This window comes from Maribacter sp. (assembly GCA_020629415.1).
GTDB lineage: Bacteria > Bacteroidota > Bacteroidia > Flavobacteriales > Flavobacteriaceae > Maribacter > Maribacter huludaoensis.
Window position 1 is genome coordinate 46185 of record JAHDDL010000002.1, and the last position, 17984, is coordinate 64168.

The following is a 17984-nucleotide window of genomic DNA, read 5'->3' on the forward strand; positions in this document are numbered from 1 at the left end:
TTCGCCCCTTTGGATCGTACTAACTTACAAGTCTATTAGTTTCAAATAAATTGTAGCAAAATGCAACTATCTAAAAAATTGGTTGTCTTTATCATAGAAACCAATTTTAGAGTACAAATAACCACCTAAATTCATTGGAAACCGAAATTCGTTTTACGCATCGATCCCTTGTTGAGCGCAGCAAGACTGGCGATAGAACCTCGCAGTATCAACTGTACGAGCTCTATGTTGATGCCATGTACAACGTTAGTATGCGGTTTTTGGGAATTAAGGAAGATGCCGAAGATATTGTGCAAGATAGTTTTGTAGATGCTTTCAAAAACCTGGATAGGTTTAAATATGAGTCTTCTTTTGGTGCTTGGTTAAAACGTATTGTCATAAATAAGAGTATTAACCATTTAAAGGTAAAGCGGCTACCGCTTACCTCTATGGATGAGCATGAATACCACCTAACCGATGAAGTGGAAATTGAAAAAGTGAATGCCATGGATATTTTAAAAGTGAAATCTGGTATTGAAAAACTTCCATTAGGGTATAAGCAAATAATAAACCTATACCTATTGGAAGGATATGATCACAATGAGATTAGTGATGTTTTGGGCATAACCACATCTACCTCTAAATCACAGTATCACAGAGCAAAAAAGAAATTAGTAGAAATTATAAACGGATTGTAATGGATCAATTTGAAAAACATATACGGGATAATAAAGCGGTCTTTGATGATCACAAGGCAGACCGTGCAAAAATGTGGGCAAATATTGCAGCGCAATTGAACGAAAATCCACCAAAGGTGGTACCGCTCTGGAAATCGCCCATGGTACGTATTGCTGCCAGTATAGTAATTCTGCTGGGAATTACCGGAATTGTTGGGCTTACCTTCTTTGGCAACCCCAATACACCAACCCATTATGTCTCTAAGGAACTACAGGATATAGATATGCATTACAAAGGTTTGGTAACCTACCAAGTACAATTAGTGCAAAACAACAATCAATTAACAGCGGCAGATAAAGAAGAGTTTCTGTCATTTATGGTAGAGCTTGATGCCGAATATGAGCAACTAAAACTTGAAATGCAGAACAATCTAGATAATGAACAGGTTTTGGCAGCCATTGTTTCCAATTATAGAAAGCGCATAGAACTCATTGAAAATCTATTGCAGCAGCTAAACGAATCTAAAATTAAAGAAGACGATTATGGATATACTTTGTAAGAAGCTTAAGCTTTTCGCCTTGGCGATGCTGCTTGGTTTTACAGCCTTGGCACAAGAAAAGGTATCTAACGATATCTCTAAAACCTACCCTTTTACCAACGCAGGAGAGCTTCATTTGGAAAATAAATACGGTGATATCAATATCTACGGATGGGTCAAGAATGAAGTCTCCATCACCGTCAATATTACGGTGACCGATAAGAAAAGGGAAAACGCCCAAGAGCTCTTGAATAGAATAAAACCTGTAATAAGACATAGTGATAAATTTATATCCGTTAACTATGAAATAGCGGATAAGAACTCCGGATTTTTCTCTAACCTTTTTGAAAAAGCCAATCCGTTCGATTTTGACCGAAGCAATGTGCAAATTGATTATAAGGTTTACGTGCCCCAAAAAGTTGAACTAGAGGTCATCAATAAATTTGGCGATGTTTTTATTGAGGATTGGATAGGTATATTAATGGCAGATGTACAGCATGGAGATATGTGGATAAGCGATAATTTGAATAAAGCGGATGTAAGTATCAAATATGGAAAGCTTAGGGCAAAAAATATCAATTATGCCAATATAGATATTACCAATGGCGGTTTGGATATGGACCATGCGAATACCATGAGACTTAATAGTAGCGGTAGCAACATAGAAATACACCAAGTAGAGTCCCTTGAATTTTACTCTAATAAAGATGAAGTTGATATACGGGAGATAGGTACTCTTTACGGCAATCTTAAATTTAGTAAACTACGCTTACATCGCCTTAAAAAGGATATTGATTTGAACTTAAAAATTTCAGATTTATGGGTAAAGAATATCCTTTCTGCAACGTCTAAAATAAGCTTGGAGCAAGAATCATCTGAAATACACATCAATGTTATTAACTTTCCACATGTCTTCTCTGCAACTTTAGAAGAAGGTTTGGTAAGATTGCCAAAATCATTTCATGACGTAGATTCCAAAATGTTGGACAAGGGCAAAAAGTTACGTGAAATAAAGGCAAAATATGGTAAAAAAGGACAAGGACACATTTCTATTTCAGGTAAAAAAGGGGTTGTTCTAATAAAAGAAATTTAATGGAATTAGAAAAAGCGATTAGTTATCTTGTATAAGCTAATCGCTTTTGTATCATAATCCAATCTATTCTGAATACGCACCAGAAGAATAAGTTAGTTCATAACTGTGCGTGTATACTTCAAAAACAATCCCAAAAGGGTCTTCAACATAACACATTTTATAGGGTTTGTCATTTGGGTAGTATGAACGTATAGGCATACGCTGTTTGCCTCCATGTGCCACAATTTTAGCGACCAAATCTTCTATATTTGGGTCTTGAATACAAAAATGAAATAATCCTGTATTGAAAGGATTAAATTCCGGTGCTTCTTTAACCCCATGAGGAAAAGAGAACAATTCTACACCTATACCATCTGAGGTAGACATATGTGCAATTTCAAACTCTTCCCAATCATTACCAAAAACATCAATACACATTAATCCGATCGCTGTTTCTTTTTCTTTTTTAATTTTTGATGGTTTCATAATTACGTACCAACCCATTACTTCTGAGTAAAATTCTACCGCTTTCTGTAAGTCCGGTACTGTAATGCCAATATGCGAAAATGATTTTGGGTATTCTTTATTCTTATCCATAGTTCTAATTTTACTGCAAAATAAATCTATATTTGCCTTATGGACAATAACTTACCCAAAAGTGCCATAGTTACCAAAAAGAGTAAAATATTGATTTTCAAATAATTAAATTTTAAATGAACACTAAAAAATATTGCCCGTTAGACCATACGATGAATCTAATTGGTACCAAATGGAAACCTATTGTACTTTTTCATTTATTGGATGGCGCATTACGATCGGGAGTATTACAGAAAAAAGTACCGGGAATATCCAATAAAATGTTCACACAAACCGTACGCGAATTGGAAAAAGATGGCTTGGTAGAACGTATAGTGTATCCTGTTGTTCCTCCAAAAGTAGAATATGGTTTGACCGAACGTGGAAAATCCCTTAAAACTATTTTACTTAGTCTTGACTCATGGGGAGCCAATGACACCTCTAATAAGCTCGTTTAAAAGTAATTAGAGGTATGTTTACACAACAAAATGTAGAATTTTGGGTTTTATCTAAAAAATAGTGGTTTTTGGTGCAACTATTTGTTGCTTAGGTTGTCTATTAGATAATCAATCAAAAATCGAACAGTAATGAAACCACTTCAATTTAGCCTTCTATTGTTTTTATTCCTGTCCGCCATGTGTAGCTACGGACAAGAGGAAACTGATGATTACCTTGAATTTAACGATCGCAACAATGTAGTACATGGCGTCTATGTTGGTATTCATATGGGCTTAGGAGAAGTTGAAAATGAAAGGGCCTATTTGGGGGGATTAAAAATTGCCTATGTTGCCAATCAACAGTTCGAAGTTGGATTTGCTGCCAATTTTTTATATTCCGAACAAGATATCTTTAACAATACACTCTCTAGATATGAAGATTTAATTGCTGTTTATGGCGGGTTACATTTAGAACCCATATTGTTCAGTAAGAAAAGAATTAATTTAAGTTTTCCGTTGTTGCTTGGAGCCGGTGCCGTAGGTTACGTGGACGCAACATATAGACACGACGATAATTTTGAAGAGGAACTTACCGAAGATGATTTTGATGAAGTATTTGTTGCCGAACCGGGAATAAATGCTCTTTTTAATATCTCTAGATACTTACAACTAGAAGCAGGTGTGAAATATCGTTTTTCTAGCAAAATAGAATTACCACCCACCAGAATTTCTAGAATTAACGGCTTTTCAGCCGGTATAGGCATTAAAGTTGGCATATTTAATATGGGACGTAACCGTTATAAGAAAAACGTGCAATGATCAACAGAAGAAAATCAAAAAAGCGTTACGCTAAAAAAGGTATAGACACGCAACACGTGTTCACTGAAAACAATCAGGTTTTCGTAAAGAACAAAGCTTCATACAAGGCAAATCCAATAAGTGAATGGTCACCAATAACTTTTAAATGGGTGTCAATTGAAAAAGTTCAAGATCGTTTAGTACTTGAATAATCCAGAACCTAGTTATATTTGAGGTCAAGCTTGCACCATGTCAATGACCACAAAAATAATTGAGATTTCTGCCGCAGACACACTACCTATAAGACATTTGGTTATGTGGCCAAATCAACCATTGGACTACGTAAAGCTTCCAAAAGACCATGAAGGTCTGCATTACGGACTATTTATAGAACACAAACTTATATCGGTTCTTTCTTTATTTATTGATGGCGATGAAGGTCAATTTCGAAAATTTGCTACCTTAGAAGACTACCAAGGTAAAGGCTATGGAAGCATATTATTGGAAGAAATAATGCACATTGCCAATACTAAAAAATTGACAAAAATTTGGTGTAATGCCAGACAGAACAAAAGCACCTTTTACACCAAATTCCAAATGCACAAAACCAATAAAACCTATGTGAAAGGGGGAATAGATTTCGTAATCATGGAAAGAACTTTTGAATATGAGTAAAGAGTATGACCAAATAACAGCCCTGCATTACGCAGCTTATAGACCTTCTTTACATGAAGATATTTTAAAAATGTACCTTCCTACTACCCCTAAAAGTAATTTTGGATTAGACATTGGTTGCGGTACCGGGCAATCTGCCATAGCCCTATCCAAATTTTGCAATAACGTAATTGGTGTTGACCCAAGTAAAGAGATGATCAAAAAGTCCATTAAACACACTGGCGTTAGCTATGAGTTAATGCAAACCAAAACCCTGAACTTTGACAGTGAAAGGTTTGATATCATTACGTTTGCAGGGTCATTATTTTATGCAAAATCTCAAGAACTATTAGATGAATGCATAAGGGTATCAAAAGCTAATTCCCTCATCATAGCTTATGATTTTGAAATTCTTTTGACAGATATATTAAAACTGCTTGGCGTAGGTACAGAAACAGGTGTGACTTCTGACTATGATCATGAAATCAACTTTTCTGGACTACATACCACGAACGTACATTTAAATAGCCAGTATAAACAGTCAATTCGCTTTGATATCACAGTAGCCGATTTAGCACATGTGTTGTTGTCCTCTAAAAACGACTACACAACAATGGCCAATACTTTTGGAACAGAAAATTTATTTGAAAAGCTACAACAAGAATTAGAAACCAAGTTGAATACAACCCATCCTACAATAAAAGCAAACACATTTTTAAGCGCATATACGGTAAAAATATATGGGTTGTAAAGATTATTTTTTACGTTTCATCAATTCAGCCTCAATATCTTTAAGTGTAAAACCTTTTGCTTGTAAGAGCATTAGATAATGAAACAATAAGTCGGCACTTTCGTACAAGAAAAGCTCATCATTATTATCCATAGCCTCAATTACAGTTTCAACGGCCTCCTCTCCCACTTTCTGGGCTACTTTATTAATGCCTTTTGCAAATAAGGAAGCTACATATGATTTTTCTCCATCGGCATTCGTGCGTCTTTGTTCAATAGTTGATTCCAATTCAGAAAAGAACCCAAAGTTTGAATCATTGCTTTCTTTCCAACAAGTATCGGTACCTGTGTGGCATGTAGGACCTATAGGATTTACCGAAATTAATAATGAATCTTGATCACAATCATTTTTAATGGATACCAAATTTAGAAAATTGCCACTTTCCTCACCTTTGGTCCACAATCGGTTTTTAGATCTACTAAAGAAAGTAACCTTACCCGTTTCGGTGGTTTTACTTAGCGCTTCAGCATTCATGTAGCCCAACATTAATACGTTTTTAGTACGTGCATCTTGTATGATTGCAGGTATTAATCCGTCATTTGTTTTATTCCAATCCGGTGTTTTAAACTCCATATGTATTGTATTGTATTGTATTGTATTCTAATTTTATTTTAATTCTTTTCTAAGCCTTTAGTTCTGTCTAGGTCACTGAGCGTAGCCGAAGTGAAAATTCGTGTTCCAAAGCCTTCGACTGCGCCCAGGGTGACATTCTATCTAATGTCGGTCACTGTCACCTGTTACTGAAAACTGTAACTGCCAACTAACCACTTAGCGACTACTTATTGAAACTAAACCCTTACTGGAATTCCGTTCCCCTGTAATTCAAGTTTCAATTCCTGAATCCCTATTTCCTTAAAATGAAAAACACTTGCCGCCAAAGCTGCATCTGCTTTTCCTTCTATAAAAGTATCTGAAAAATGCTGCATATTACCTGCACCACCAGAAGCGATAATGGGTATATTCAATTCTGTCGACAGTCTAGCCAAAGCTTCATTTGCAAATCCATCTTTGGTACCATCATTATCCATTGATGTAAATAGAATTTCACCAGCACCGCGCTCTTCAACTTCCTTGGCCCATTCAAACAACTTACGCTCGGTAGGAACTTTGCCACCCACTAAATGCACAATCCATTCTCCATCTATCTGTTTGGCATCTATAGCCACCACAATGCATTGTGAACCAAATTTGGCCACCAAATCATTAATCAACTGCGGATTCTTAACTGCCGATGAGTTTATAGACACTTTATCGGCACCATTTTGCAATAGAATATCTACATCTGCTACAGAGGAAATTCCGCCACCTACGGTAAATGGAATATTCACTTTTTCAGCAACTCTAAATACCAAATCAGCCAATGTTTTGCGTTTTTGTTCCGTTGCTGAAATGTCTAAAAAGACCAATTCATCTGCCCCTTCTTTACTATAAATTTCAGCAAGTTCAACAGGGTCACCGGCATCACGTAAATCAACAAAATTCACGCCTTTAACCGTTCTACCGTCTTTTATATCCAAACAGGGAATTATTCTTTTTGCAAGCATTTTTTTTAAAAGTATTAAGTACTTAGTATTAAGTACTAAGTATTCTTTGTTAACATCAAGTTGTCAATTACTGTAACCTCAGTACTTCGTACTTTGTACTCTGTACTTTTATCTCGTTACTTATTTTTTATATTCAAATCTACACCGTCATAAAAGCCAAGGTCCTTATTCTTCAGCTGTTTTACCCAAAAGGCTATTTGTCCAGTATGATATGAGTAGTGTTCTACCACGTGGAGAATAATACCTATTCCAGAAAAAGAAAATCCCTGTACTGAACGTTTTTGAACCAATTGAGCTGTTGAAGCATCAAAAATGATTCTTTTTGCCGAGTCTAGCACATCATCCAACTTATTTAGCAATTCTTCTTTGGTGTAACCACCAGTAGCAGTAAACTCTGCATCACGATTTCTCTTATCTTCATTTTCTCCTAAAGACGATATAGCATATTGCGATATATTACCGCACAAATGAAGAATTAAATTTGCAATGCTATTTAAAGAAGCGTTCGGTTTTTGCCATACTTCTTCTTCAGAAATAACAGCAAGACTTTTCTTGATCATACGTGTACTTTCATCTATACGATACAAGGCATTTTGCTTTAGCTCTTCAATAATTTGAAATTCCTTATCCATTGCTTAAAATATAAGATTCCAACTGTTTTAAACTAATTCTGTTCTCGTAAATAGCCTTACCAATAATTGTCCCTTCACAACCCATTTCGGCTAATTTAGGCAACTCATCAAAAGTAGATATTCCTCCGCTTGCAATCAGTTTTATTCCAGATTCCGTTGAACTGATAATTTTTGAGTATAAATTAAAAGACGGACCTTCTAACATACCATCTTTACTAATATCCGTACAAATTACGTATTGAATTCCCTTTTCTTGGTACGATTGTATAAAAGGAATCAACTCTTCTTTAGATTCTTCTAACCAGCCCGAAACAGCTACTTTTTCATCCATGGCATCGGCTCCCAATATTATTTTATCGGAACCATGCTTTTCTATCCAACCCATAAATGTTTCAGCATCCTTAACTGCAATACTACCACCAGTAATTTGCTTGGCACCACTTTCAAAAGCGATACGTAAATCTTCATCCGTTTTTAATCCGCCACCAAAATCAATCTGTAGTCCGGTTTTGGTTGCAATTTGCTCCAGTACTTTATGGTTCACAATATGCTTAGATTTTGCACCATCTAAATCCACTAAATGCAAGTGTCTTATTCCATGTGCTTCAAACTCTTTCGCAACTTCTAACGGGTTTTCATTGTATATCTTTTTGGTATCATAATCCCCTTTAGAAAGGCGTACACACTTACCGTCTATGATATCTATGGCTGGTATTATTCTCATTTTTATAGTTGTATTAAGTATTAAGTAAAAAGTACAAAGTATTAAGTCCTTAGGAATAAGTCATTACTAAATTACATACATCTTACTTATGTTAACTATCATTATTTTAAGCTTTTTTGTAAAGCATAATTCATGTTCTTAATTTCTTGGCATAACACCAAAGCATTATTTATATCTGTTTCTAGTAAAAATTTCAAGTTTACAGTTAGTATTAATTGTGTTTCAAGTTCTGTGGTTGAGCCATTTGCAATACTAAGAAATCGTGCGAATTCTTTATTCGAATTTCTACCTGCTCCCTCTGCAATATTTGATGGTATAGAAACACTACATCTTTTAATCTGAGAAGTCAAACCAAATTTTTCATCATCCGGTAATTTCTTTGATAAGAAATAAATTTCCTCAACAAGCTGCATCCCTTTTTTCCAAATATGTAGTTCTCTATAATTATTCATCTATTTAATACCCAGTACTTTTTACTTAATACTTTGTACTCTGTACTTCTCACTAACTATTCTAAAATTTGTTAATCAACAGACATCCACAATGCTGAATCTCCTATTTTATTAAATCCGTAACGCTCATACATTTTATGGGCATCCTTGGTTTTTAATGCAAGTGTTTTTAGGTTTTTTATGATTGGGTCTTCTAACATAAAGGCTACCAATTTTTTACCGTAACCCTTACCTTGGAATTTATCAAGGATAATGACATCCATAAAATATCCAAAATAAATGTAGTCGGTTACTACCCTGGCAAAACCAATTTGTTCATTCTCAGTGGTATAAATACCAAAACAGTACGAATGTTCAATAGTGGTCTTTACATCATCAATAGTCCTATTATTTCCCCAATAAGAATTTGCGATAAACTCCTGTATGGCTTCTACGTTTAATAGACTTTTATCTTTGGAAATAAAGTAATTCGGCTTCATTACATTTTTAAAAAGTTCTCTAAAATTTTCTCACCAACATCACTAGATTTCTCTGGGTGAAACTGCGTACCGTAAAAATTTTCTTTTTGTAATGCTGCGCTATAGTTGAGTCCGTATGAACATTCAGCTATAGTTTCGCTACACAATGGGGCATAAAAGCTATGAACCAAGTAAATATGCTCATCCTCGGCAATGGAGCCAAACAAATCTGATTTTAAGTTCGATATTTGATTCCAACCAATTTGGGGAACCTTTACGCTAGTATCAAATTTTATGACATTAACATCAAAAATGCCCAAACCTTTGGTATTCCCCTCTTCAGATGAATTACACATTAATTGCATGCCTAAACAAATACCTAAAACAGGCTGTTTTAAGGTTGGTATTATGCTATCCAGACCACTATTCAAAAGCATTTTCATAGCACTGCTTGCCTCACCTACTCCCGGAAAAATTACTTTATCGGCATTTTTTATTTCCTCGGCATCGCTACTTAAAACAGCATCAAAACCTAACCTTTTGATGGCAAATTTTATGCTCTGTATATTTCCGGCGCCGTAATTTATGATAACAATTTTCATAAGCTCAGATACAAGGTTAAAAGTACAAAGTACAAGGTGTTTATTGTATTTTTCATTTCTTTACATTCTATTTGCTCTTGACGTTTTTATCGAGGCAACGATTATTGCTAAAAGTTCTTTAGCCTCACTGTGCAATTTGTCTATTTCTTCTTTTCTTTCAGAATTAACTTCTAAAAACAATTCTAACCAATATGCAGATTCATCAATTTCCTCTTCAACAATCTTGAGTTTATTTATAAAATCAGCGGTAGATTTTGCTCTTTGCGAAGCTCTATAATTTGCACCAACAGAACTAGAGCACCTAATTAATTGCCTTACCCAAGCATCTAACTCCCTTGATCTTGGAACATGTTTACAGAACACCCAACAATCAATTGCAAATTGTTTGGTTCGATTTTTTAAATCTTGCATTACTTTGTACTTTTAACTTCACACCTCGTAACTTATAATACTCCTTTAGTACTTGGTAACACCATCTTTTCTACATCTCTTTTTACCGCCATTTTGATGCTTTTTGCAAAAGCTTTGAATATAGCTTCTATTTTATGATGTTCGTTGGTACCTTCGGCTTTAATGTTCAAGTTGGCTTTTGCTCCGTCTGTGAACGACTTAAAGAAATGGTGAAACATTTCAGTTGGCATGTCCCCTACCATTTCACGCTTAAAGTCTGCATCCCATACTAGCCAATTTCTGCCACCAAAATCAATAGCGGATTGCGCCAAACAATCGTCCATTGGTAAACAGAATCCGTAACGTTCTATGCCTAATTTATTCCCTAAGGCATTATGAAAAACTTCACCTAAGGCAATACCGGTATCTTCAATAGTATGGTGTTCATCAACTTCTAAATCGCCATCAACCTTAATGGTTAAATCCATTTGCCCATGACGAGCCAATTGGTCTAGCATATGGTCAAAAAATGCCAATCCGGTTTTAATATCACTTTTACCGGTACCGTCTAAGTTCAATTGTATGGCAATATCGGTTTCATTGGTCTTTCTATGAATTTCAGCCGTTCTATCATTCAGCTTTAAAAACTCATATATCTTTTCCCAATCATTACTTTCAATAGCAATATGGCTATCTAATTCGTCACGTTTTACTGTGATTTCACCAGTGCCAAGATTCGTATTATCGTTAATGAAAATCCCTTTAGAACCTAAGTTTTTAGCCAATTCCATATCCGTTAATCGGTCACCGATCACAAAGGAATTCTCCAGATCATAATCCTCGGAAAAATATTCGGTCAATAATCCGGTGCCAGGTTTTCTAGTGTCGGCATTTTCATGGGGAAAAGTACGGTCAAGAAAAACCTTATCAAAAACAACGCCTTCATTCTCGAAAGACTTAAGAATGAAATTATGAACCGGCCAAAAGGTATCCTCTGGAAATACATCTGTACCTAAGCCGTCTTGATTGGTAATCATGACCAATTCATAATCCAATTCTTTCGCTATTTTACCTAAATATGTAAATGCCTTAGGATAGAAAATCATTTTCTCAAATGCATCGATCTGCTCATCTACAGTTTCTTTTATAATTGTACCGTCACGGTCTATAAATAGTACTCTTTTTTTCATATTAGTTCGATAGTGCTCTTAAAGCGGTAATTACAATATTATTTTCTTCTGATGTACCCACGGTAAATCTAAGCGTATTTTCACATAAGGGTTGCGTAGTTCGGTTACGTACAACGATACCTTTTTCTAATAATTGATTATAACGTAGTGTAGCATCATCAACTTTAGCCAGGATAAAATTAGCATCGGTAGGATAAATGGTAGAAACAAAAGATATGGTTTTCAATGTTTCCATCAGTTTTTCACGCTCTTCAAGAATGGAAGCAACTTCTGTTTGCACGGCTTTTTGGTCAGATACCCTTTCAATAGCCTTGTCTTGGGTAAGCTGATTAACATTATATGGCGGTTTAATTTTATTGATTACCGCGATAATCTCTGGGGATGCCAAACATATACCCAGACGAATACCTGCCATACCATAAGCTTTTGATAAGGTCTGAGTAACAATTAAATTAGGATAATCTGCTAATTTAAATGTCCAGCTTTCTTCGGATGAAAAGTCGATATACGCTTCATCGATAACCACTAGCCCATTAAAAGAATGTAAAAGCTCTTCAATGATTGAAGTAGAGAAACTATTCCCCGTAGGATTATTTGGAGAACAGAAAAACAACAATTTGGTATGCTCATCAATTGCCTTTTTAATTTTTACAATATTCGGCTGAAATTCAGTAGTCAGTAATACTTCTCTATTTTCGACTAAATTAATACCCGAAAGTACCTTATACATGCCGTATGTTGGCGGCAAGGTGATAATATTATCCTGTTTAGGCTCACAGAAGGCTCTGAACAACAGATCCAAAACTTCATCACTACCATTACCTAAAAGTATGTTTTCTTCCTTGATTCCTTTCTGTTCAGCTAAAATAGCCTTTAGACCACGTTGTTGTGGATCAGGATATCTATTAACTCCGTTTTCAAACGGATTTTCATTAGCATCTAAGAAAACCATGGTAGAACCATCGGACACATATTCGTCACGTGCAGAAGAATACGGACTTAAACCCTTAACATTTTCCCTTGTAATATTGTTTAAATTGAAACTCATTAGTTCAACATTGAATTGGTCATTCAGCATAGCCAAAATGACATTATTTTAAACTGTTTAATCTTAAGGTCACAGCATTCTTGTGAGCCTGCAAGCCTTCTGCTTCAGCCATTAGCTCAATTGCTTTGCCTATGGTTTGGATTCCTTTTTCATTTATCTTTTGAAAGGTCATACTCTTCATAAAACTATCTAAGTTTACACCGCTATATTGCTTGGCATAACCATTGGTAGGTAAGGTATGATTGGTACCCGATGCATAATCACCGGCACTTTCAGGCGTATAATTTCCTATGAACACTGAACCTGCGTTTTGGGTGTTGTCAATGTAGAAATCTTCATTTTCTACACAAACAATGTAATGTTCCGGTCCGTATTCATTTATTAAATCAATAGCATCTTGATCATTATCAACATATATTAATTTACTATTTGCAATTGCCTGCTTTGCGATTTCCTTACGTGGCAATTCTTCTAATTGTAGCGCTACTTCCTTCTCAACAGCATCAATCATAATTTTTGAAGTCGATACCAAAATTACCTGACTATCTACGCCATGTTCAGCCTGACTCAGTAAATCTGAAGCAACAAAGGCGGCGTTTGCAGAATCATCTGCAACCACCAATAATTCTGAAGGACCTGCCGGCATATCTATGGCTACACCATATTTGGTAGCAATTTGTTTGGCGACGGTTACATACTGGTTACCCGGTCCAAATATTTTATATACCTGCGGAATAGTGGCTGTACCAAAGGTCATTCCCGCAATAGCCTGTATACCACCTACTTTCACTATTTTGGTAACACCGCATAAATTTGCCGTATAAAGAATAGCCGGGTTTAGTTTACCATCCTTATCCGGTGGGGAGCACAATACTATTTCTTTACAGCCAGCTATAGCTGCAGGCACGGCCAGCATTAAAATAGTAGAAAATAAAGGTGCCGTACCTCCAGGTATATACAATCCTACCTTCTGTATAGGTCTTTTCTCTTGCCAGCAAGAAACTCCCGCAGCAGTTTCCACTTCAATACGCTCGGTTTTCTGAGCCTTATGAAATACCTCTATATTAGCTTTTGCAAGCTTTATAGCTTCTTTCAAATCATCCGAGACCGATTTTTGAGCATCTTCAATTTCGGTCTTTGTCACAAGCATATTTTCCAAGACCACCTTATCAAATTGTTCGGTATACTTTTTAATGGTATCGTCACCATTTGATCGTACTTCTTCAAAAATACCATTCACCAAACCTTCAATATCAGCAACGGTTTGCGTAGGTCGTTTTAAAACGTTGTTCCAATCTACTCTCTGTGGATTATATATTTTATTCATTATTTATTTAATTGTTCGTTGATGGTTGTTCGTTTTTGGTTTACGAAATGTAAATAGAACAATGAACATTTCCATCTAATATCAATTCCAAATAATACTACTTAATACTTAGTACTTAATACTATTTTACAATACCATCTTTTCAATTGGGCAAACCAAGATACCTTCTGCACCGGCTTTTTTTAATTCATCTATTACTTCCCAAAAAGTATCTTTATTGATTACGGTATGCACAGAACTCCATCCCGCATCCGCTAAAGGTAAAACTGTAGGACTCCTCATGCCCGGTAACAATTTCAAAATACCTTCTAATTTATCATTTGGCGCATTCAACAAGACATACTTTGAAGCTCTTGCGCGCAAAACCGATTGAATTCTGAATTGTAGTTTCTCAAGCAATTCTCTTCGCTCTTTTGATATTTTGGGAGAAACCGCTAACACCGCCTCACTGGTAAGCATTACTTCTACTTCTTTCAAGTTATTCTTGAATAAAGTACTACCGCTAGATACAATATCACAAATGGCATCTGCAAGTCCAATATTGGGCGCTATTTCAACAGAACCGTTAATAATGTGGAGGTCTGCACTAACCCCTTTATCTTTCAAATAGTTAAGTACTGTATTTGGGTAGGAAGTAGCAATACGTTTACCCTCAAAATCCTTTACCGAATTATATTTAACTGATTTTGGTACGGCCAAGGAAACTTTACATTTAGAGAAGCCCAATTTTTCTGCAATGGAAATATCTTCTCCTTTTTCAATCAATACATTTTCTCCTATAATAGCAATATCTACTACACCATCTCTTAAGTACTGCGGGATGTCACCATTTCTTAGATAAAAAACCTCCATTGGAAAATTTCTTGAAGATGCTTTTAATTGATCTTTGCCGTTATCAATTGAAATTCCGCAGTCTTTTAAAATTTGAAGGGATTCTTCATTAAGTCTTCCCGATTTCTGAATAGCAATTCTAATTTTAGTCATTGTTTTAATTTAATGCTTGGCAACCAAAAGAGATTTAAATACAAAACCCGTTTGATTGCTCAAACGGGTTTTTAAATATGTTGTTCTACTACAATACATTCCTACCTCGCCTGAGCGTGAATATGGAAATGATGATGTGTAGTTCTGTTTTTCATTCTGATGTAAAAGTAAAAGGTATTTTTCATTTCACAAAACAAAAGTTTAAAATGAAACAAAAATAATGTTACATGTGTATTAGTTGTTACCTAAAATTAAAGGTAGACCAGATTCTCCACCACCCACGACAATTACTTTAGAATTAGGTGATTCGGACAACTTTAGAGTAGCATCTATACCTTTGTCCTGAAGTATTTTATCAGTTAAGGAAGCACTTAAAATTCTGTTGGCATCTGCTTTACCTTGGGCTTCAATAGTTACTTTTTCCGCTTCTTTCTTGGCCGTTACCAAACGAAACTCATACTCCAAAGATTCCTGTTCTTGGCGCAACTTTCGTTCAATAGCCTCTTTAATTGTTGGTGGCAAAGTTACATCACGTACCAATATTTCGTTTAATTGAATGTACTCGTCTTCCACAATCTTTTTGGTCTCTTCAAATATTTCAGCTTGAATTGCGTCTCTTTTACTAGAATATAACTGCTCTGGTGTATAACGACCAACAACAGAACGGGCGGCTGAACGTATAGTTGGCAAAAGAACACGTTGTACGTAATCTTCACCCTTTTCTTGATGTAATTTCCCTAATTCATTAAACTTAGGCTGAAACCAAGCCGAAGCATCTAATTTTATATCTAGACCATTACTAGAAAGCACATTCATTTTCTCAAAAACTTCTTGTTGCCTTACTTCATAAATAAAAACTTTATTCCATGGTGCTACTATATGAAACCCTTCTCCCATTGGAGGTTCATCCGTTACTACACCATCGCCAAATGTTTTGTACAATACTCCCGCTTGACCAGAGTCTATTGTTACAGTTGATTTTGAAATTGCAATTACAATTACAATAAAAATAAATATTGCGGGCAACGCAATCTTAGGTAACTTATCCATTAGTGTCTATTTAAATTAATCCGTTATATTTTCTGATAAACCATTCTGCAGCAAAGGCTAATATAATAAGCCCTAATAGCAGTTTAAAGTCTATCAAAGATACGATATTTTCAGTGCTTTTCTCTGTAGGAACATATGCGTTGTTTTCACTCAAAACCTTCAATACTTCATTTATCTGAGAAGGATAAAATAATTTACCTCCGTTATTTTGCACAAGTTTTTCCATTTTTTCATTATCACTTGATACAAACTGATTTTCCATATCAAATTCTGAAATAACAAAATTTCCAGATTCTGATTTAGAGTCATTTTTTACAGAAACCACAAACGCATATGACCCGGCTATTAAGTTAGAAAGATCGGCTTCAAAATATTCATTTTTTAAGACCATAGGAATATTCTTCACCTGATCAGTTGAAGTATTAGTTATACGGATGCTGACTTTCGCATTTTCATCAAACAAAAATGCTTCATCAAAATACGTAGCGGTAATAACTGCATTACCGTTACCATCGTAAACTTTTTGGTAGTCAACATTTAATCTAGATTTACTCTTAGCGCTTGTTAGGTAACGCACCAAGTTGCCAATAAATTCATCAAAATTATTAAAATCGTTAGTATTTCTGAAGGTCTGCATTCTCCATTTCCAAAGATTTTCACCTAATAAAATAGCCTGTTTACTATTGTTTTTTTCTGTGACGGTCAGCAACGGTTGTTGTATATCCAACCCTTTTATTCGTGTCCCTAATAGCGTTTCTTGAGTTATATTAAAAGTAACGGGACCAGCATCACTAGCTAAAGGAGGAAAATCCGTAAGATCAAACTTAGAAATATCATACTTAGGAAACCCATTATTCAAAACACCAAAAACCTCTTGCTCAGGATAGCCACTCTCTATTTCAAAACCTAAATCAGCATCATTCAGGAAAGAATAATCGGTTTGTAGCCCTGTAACTATAAAGGAATTTGCATTTTTATTTTTGACAAAATCTATAGTCTTTTTAAACTGTGAAGTTGGTTGGTAGAGCACAAATAAGTCAATATCATCAAAAATGCTGTTTGCAGTGTTAGATTTTAAAATTTGTACTTCTCGCTGTTTATTACTTTCTATAGCCTTTTTCAGCGCACCCAGATCTGGATGCAAAATATCTGATATTAATGCAATTTTAGTTTTCTCATCAATAACTTCAATACTTGTACTTCTCTTATTATTTTGAACATTACGTTCATTTGGCAGTTTGGTTACTTCTACAACTAAATTTTTAATACCTACGGTATTGGCATCAACATCTAAGGCAATAGTCTTAAAGTTAGACTCTGAATCTAAATTCAAATTTTGCGTATACACTATCTTATCGTTCATTTTTACCGATAAGTTTGCGGAAATTGCTGTATTTCCTTGATAGGAAACATAAGTTTCCAATGGAAATTTATTTTTTAGAAATGCATATTTATTGGTCAGAATAGGTCCTACAGAAATATCTTTATACTTTGTAGTATCACCAAGGACAACTGCATAAATAGTATTGTTTTGATCTGTTTTAAGATAACTATAATCTTCACCAATGGTTTGGTTACCGTCTGATAACAAGATAATTACAGTCTGTTCTCGTGCATAAATTTCTTTTAAGGAAGTAAGTGATTTATTAATATTGGTATTCTTATCCGCAAAAGAAAGACTATCAAAAACATCTAATGTTGCTCCAAACTTATAAGACGCAATATCAAATATGTCAGTAACCTGTTCAGCGTTTTTTAATTCTGAAACAAAAAGTTCTAAATCACTTGCACTCTCAGTAATAGAAGTGGAATTATCGGCTAGAATAACCAAATTAGGCTTTTCAAGTGTATATGATTTTCGTAGAAACTTAGGGTTGACCAAAAGTAATAACAAACCAAAAATACCAACAAAACGCAAAAAGGCTAAAAGTAAATAAATTTTACTTTTAGCCTTTTGTTTATATATATACTGAAAAACAGCGATACCGAGCGCTACTATTGCAGCAAGAATGATATACAATACCGTTTTACTCTCCATGTATATTATCAAATTGAACTTAG

23 protein-coding genes are annotated in these 17984 nt (G+C 35.0%); 8 read left to right on the plus strand and 15 right to left on the minus strand.

Features of this window, described 5'->3' with window-relative positions; translation table 11 throughout:
* The first annotated feature begins 134 nt into the window (after positions 1-134).
* The 3 genes from QZ657_RS01395 to QZ657_RS01405 are packed head-to-tail and all read left to right on the plus strand — an operon-like array spanning position 135 to position 2288.
* A complete protein-coding gene (locus tag QZ657_RS01395; protein ID WP_252736432.1) occupies positions 135-677 on the plus strand; it encodes an RNA polymerase sigma factor in 543 nt (180 codons plus the stop codon).
* Positions 677-1216 carry a hypothetical protein gene (locus QZ657_RS01400; protein ID WP_291963056.1) on the plus strand — a complete coding sequence of 180 codons (540 nt, stop codon included), beginning with the start codon at positions 677-679 and terminating at the stop codon, positions 1214-1216. Before QZ657_RS01395 ends, QZ657_RS01400 begins: the two co-directional genes overlap by 1 nt.
* Positions 1200-2288 carry a hypothetical protein gene (locus QZ657_RS01405; RefSeq protein WP_291963058.1) on the plus strand — a complete coding sequence of 363 codons (1089 nt, stop codon included), beginning with the start codon at positions 1200-1202 and terminating at the stop codon, positions 2286-2288. The genes QZ657_RS01400 and QZ657_RS01405 overlap by 17 nt, the downstream gene beginning before the upstream one ends.
* Before the next feature lie 63 nt (positions 2289-2351).
* Here the strand turns inward: QZ657_RS01405 and QZ657_RS01410 are convergent, their stop codons facing one another.
* Complete coding sequence (locus tag QZ657_RS01410; RefSeq protein WP_291964479.1) at positions 2352-2864, minus strand: lactoylglutathione lyase family protein; 513 nt, start codon at positions 2862-2864, stop codon at positions 2352-2354.
* 116 nt (positions 2865-2980) lie between these two features.
* Between QZ657_RS01410 and QZ657_RS01415 the strand changes: the two genes are divergently transcribed.
* From QZ657_RS01415 to QZ657_RS01435, 5 genes are all read left to right on the plus strand, one after another.
* Positions 2981-3301, plus strand: a complete 321-nt coding sequence (locus QZ657_RS01415) for a winged helix-turn-helix transcriptional regulator (protein WP_071342139.1) — start codon at positions 2981-2983, stop codon at positions 3299-3301.
* A gap of 129 nt (positions 3302-3430) precedes the next feature.
* The gene (locus QZ657_RS01420; protein WP_291964481.1) at positions 3431-4099 is read left to right on the plus strand and encodes a hypothetical protein; all 669 of its coding nucleotides are present in this window, start codon (positions 3431-3433) and stop codon (positions 4097-4099) included.
* Positions 4096-4290: a hypothetical protein gene (locus QZ657_RS01425; protein ID WP_291964483.1), complete on the plus strand. Its 195-nt coding sequence runs from the start codon at positions 4096-4098 to the stop codon at positions 4288-4290. The genes QZ657_RS01420 and QZ657_RS01425 overlap by 4 nt, the downstream gene beginning before the upstream one ends.
* Before the next feature lie 43 nt (positions 4291-4333).
* Positions 4334-4753, plus strand: a complete 420-nt coding sequence (locus QZ657_RS01430) for a GNAT family N-acetyltransferase (protein WP_291964485.1) — start codon at positions 4334-4336, stop codon at positions 4751-4753.
* Entirely contained in the window at positions 4746-5483 is a 738-nt protein-coding gene (locus QZ657_RS01435) for a class I SAM-dependent methyltransferase (protein WP_291964487.1), read from the plus strand. The genes QZ657_RS01430 and QZ657_RS01435 overlap by 8 nt, the downstream gene beginning before the upstream one ends.
* Positions 5484-5486: 3 nt before the next feature.
* Here QZ657_RS01435 and hisIE read toward each other — a convergent pair whose 3' ends face one another.
* The 14 genes from hisIE to QZ657_RS01505 form a co-directional block, all read right to left on the minus strand.
* A complete protein-coding gene (gene hisIE, locus QZ657_RS01440; protein ID WP_291964488.1) occupies positions 5487-6095 on the minus strand; it encodes a bifunctional phosphoribosyl-AMP cyclohydrolase/phosphoribosyl-ATP diphosphatase HisIE in 609 nt (202 codons plus the stop codon).
* A gap of 215 nt (positions 6096-6310) precedes the next feature.
* Complete coding sequence (gene hisF / locus QZ657_RS01445; RefSeq protein WP_291964489.1) at positions 6311-7066, minus strand: imidazole glycerol phosphate synthase subunit HisF; 756 nt, start codon at positions 7064-7066, stop codon at positions 6311-6313.
* Between the two features lie 116 nt (positions 7067-7182).
* On the minus strand, positions 7183-7698 hold the full coding sequence (locus QZ657_RS01450; protein WP_291964490.1) for a DinB family protein: 516 nt from the start codon (positions 7696-7698) through the stop codon (positions 7183-7185).
* A complete protein-coding gene (gene hisA, locus QZ657_RS01455; RefSeq protein ID WP_291964491.1) occupies positions 7691-8422 on the minus strand; it encodes a 1-(5-phosphoribosyl)-5-[(5-phosphoribosylamino)methylideneamino]imidazole-4-carboxamide isomerase in 732 nt (243 codons plus the stop codon). Before hisA ends, QZ657_RS01450 begins: the two co-directional genes overlap by 8 nt.
* A 101-nt stretch (positions 8423-8523) precedes the next feature.
* Entirely contained in the window at positions 8524-8874 is a 351-nt protein-coding gene (locus QZ657_RS01460) for a four helix bundle protein (protein ID WP_291963757.1), read from the minus strand.
* 71 nt (positions 8875-8945) lie between these two features.
* Positions 8946-9353 carry a GNAT family N-acetyltransferase gene (locus QZ657_RS01465; RefSeq protein ID WP_291964493.1) on the minus strand — a complete coding sequence of 136 codons (408 nt, stop codon included), beginning with the start codon at positions 9351-9353 and terminating at the stop codon, positions 8946-8948.
* Entirely contained in the window at positions 9353-9934 is a 582-nt protein-coding gene (gene hisH / locus QZ657_RS01470; protein WP_291964495.1) for an imidazole glycerol phosphate synthase subunit HisH, read from the minus strand. Before hisH ends, QZ657_RS01465 begins: the two co-directional genes overlap by 1 nt.
* Positions 9935-9994: 60 nt before the next feature.
* Positions 9995-10345, minus strand: coding sequence for a four helix bundle protein (locus QZ657_RS01475; RefSeq protein WP_291963759.1), 351 nt, complete (start codon positions 10343-10345; stop codon positions 9995-9997).
* A gap of 32 nt (positions 10346-10377) precedes the next feature.
* Positions 10378-11514 carry a bifunctional histidinol-phosphatase/imidazoleglycerol-phosphate dehydratase HisB gene (hisB, locus tag QZ657_RS01480; protein WP_058102629.1) on the minus strand — a complete coding sequence of 379 codons (1137 nt, stop codon included), beginning with the start codon at positions 11512-11514 and terminating at the stop codon, positions 10378-10380.
* A 1-nt stretch (position 11515) separates the two neighbouring features.
* Positions 11516-12562 carry a histidinol-phosphate transaminase gene (gene hisC, locus QZ657_RS01485; RefSeq protein WP_291964498.1) on the minus strand — a complete coding sequence of 349 codons (1047 nt, stop codon included), beginning with the start codon at positions 12560-12562 and terminating at the stop codon, positions 11516-11518.
* A 43-nt stretch (positions 12563-12605) separates the two neighbouring features.
* On the minus strand, positions 12606-13889 hold the full coding sequence (gene hisD, locus QZ657_RS01490; RefSeq protein ID WP_291964499.1) for a histidinol dehydrogenase: 1284 nt from the start codon (positions 13887-13889) through the stop codon (positions 12606-12608).
* A 126-nt stretch (positions 13890-14015) separates the two neighbouring features.
* Positions 14016-14873, minus strand: coding sequence for an ATP phosphoribosyltransferase (gene hisG / locus QZ657_RS01495; RefSeq protein ID WP_291962775.1), 858 nt, complete (start codon positions 14871-14873; stop codon positions 14016-14018).
* 234 nt (positions 14874-15107) lie between these two features.
* Positions 15108-15923, minus strand: coding sequence for a prohibitin family protein (locus tag QZ657_RS01500; RefSeq protein WP_276473398.1), 816 nt, complete (start codon positions 15921-15923; stop codon positions 15108-15110).
* 10 nt (positions 15924-15933) lie between these two features.
* Positions 15934-17961: a VWA domain-containing protein gene (locus tag QZ657_RS01505; RefSeq protein WP_291964501.1), complete on the minus strand. Its 2028-nt coding sequence runs from the start codon at positions 17959-17961 to the stop codon at positions 15934-15936.
* Between the last annotated feature and the right edge of the window lie 23 nt (positions 17962-17984).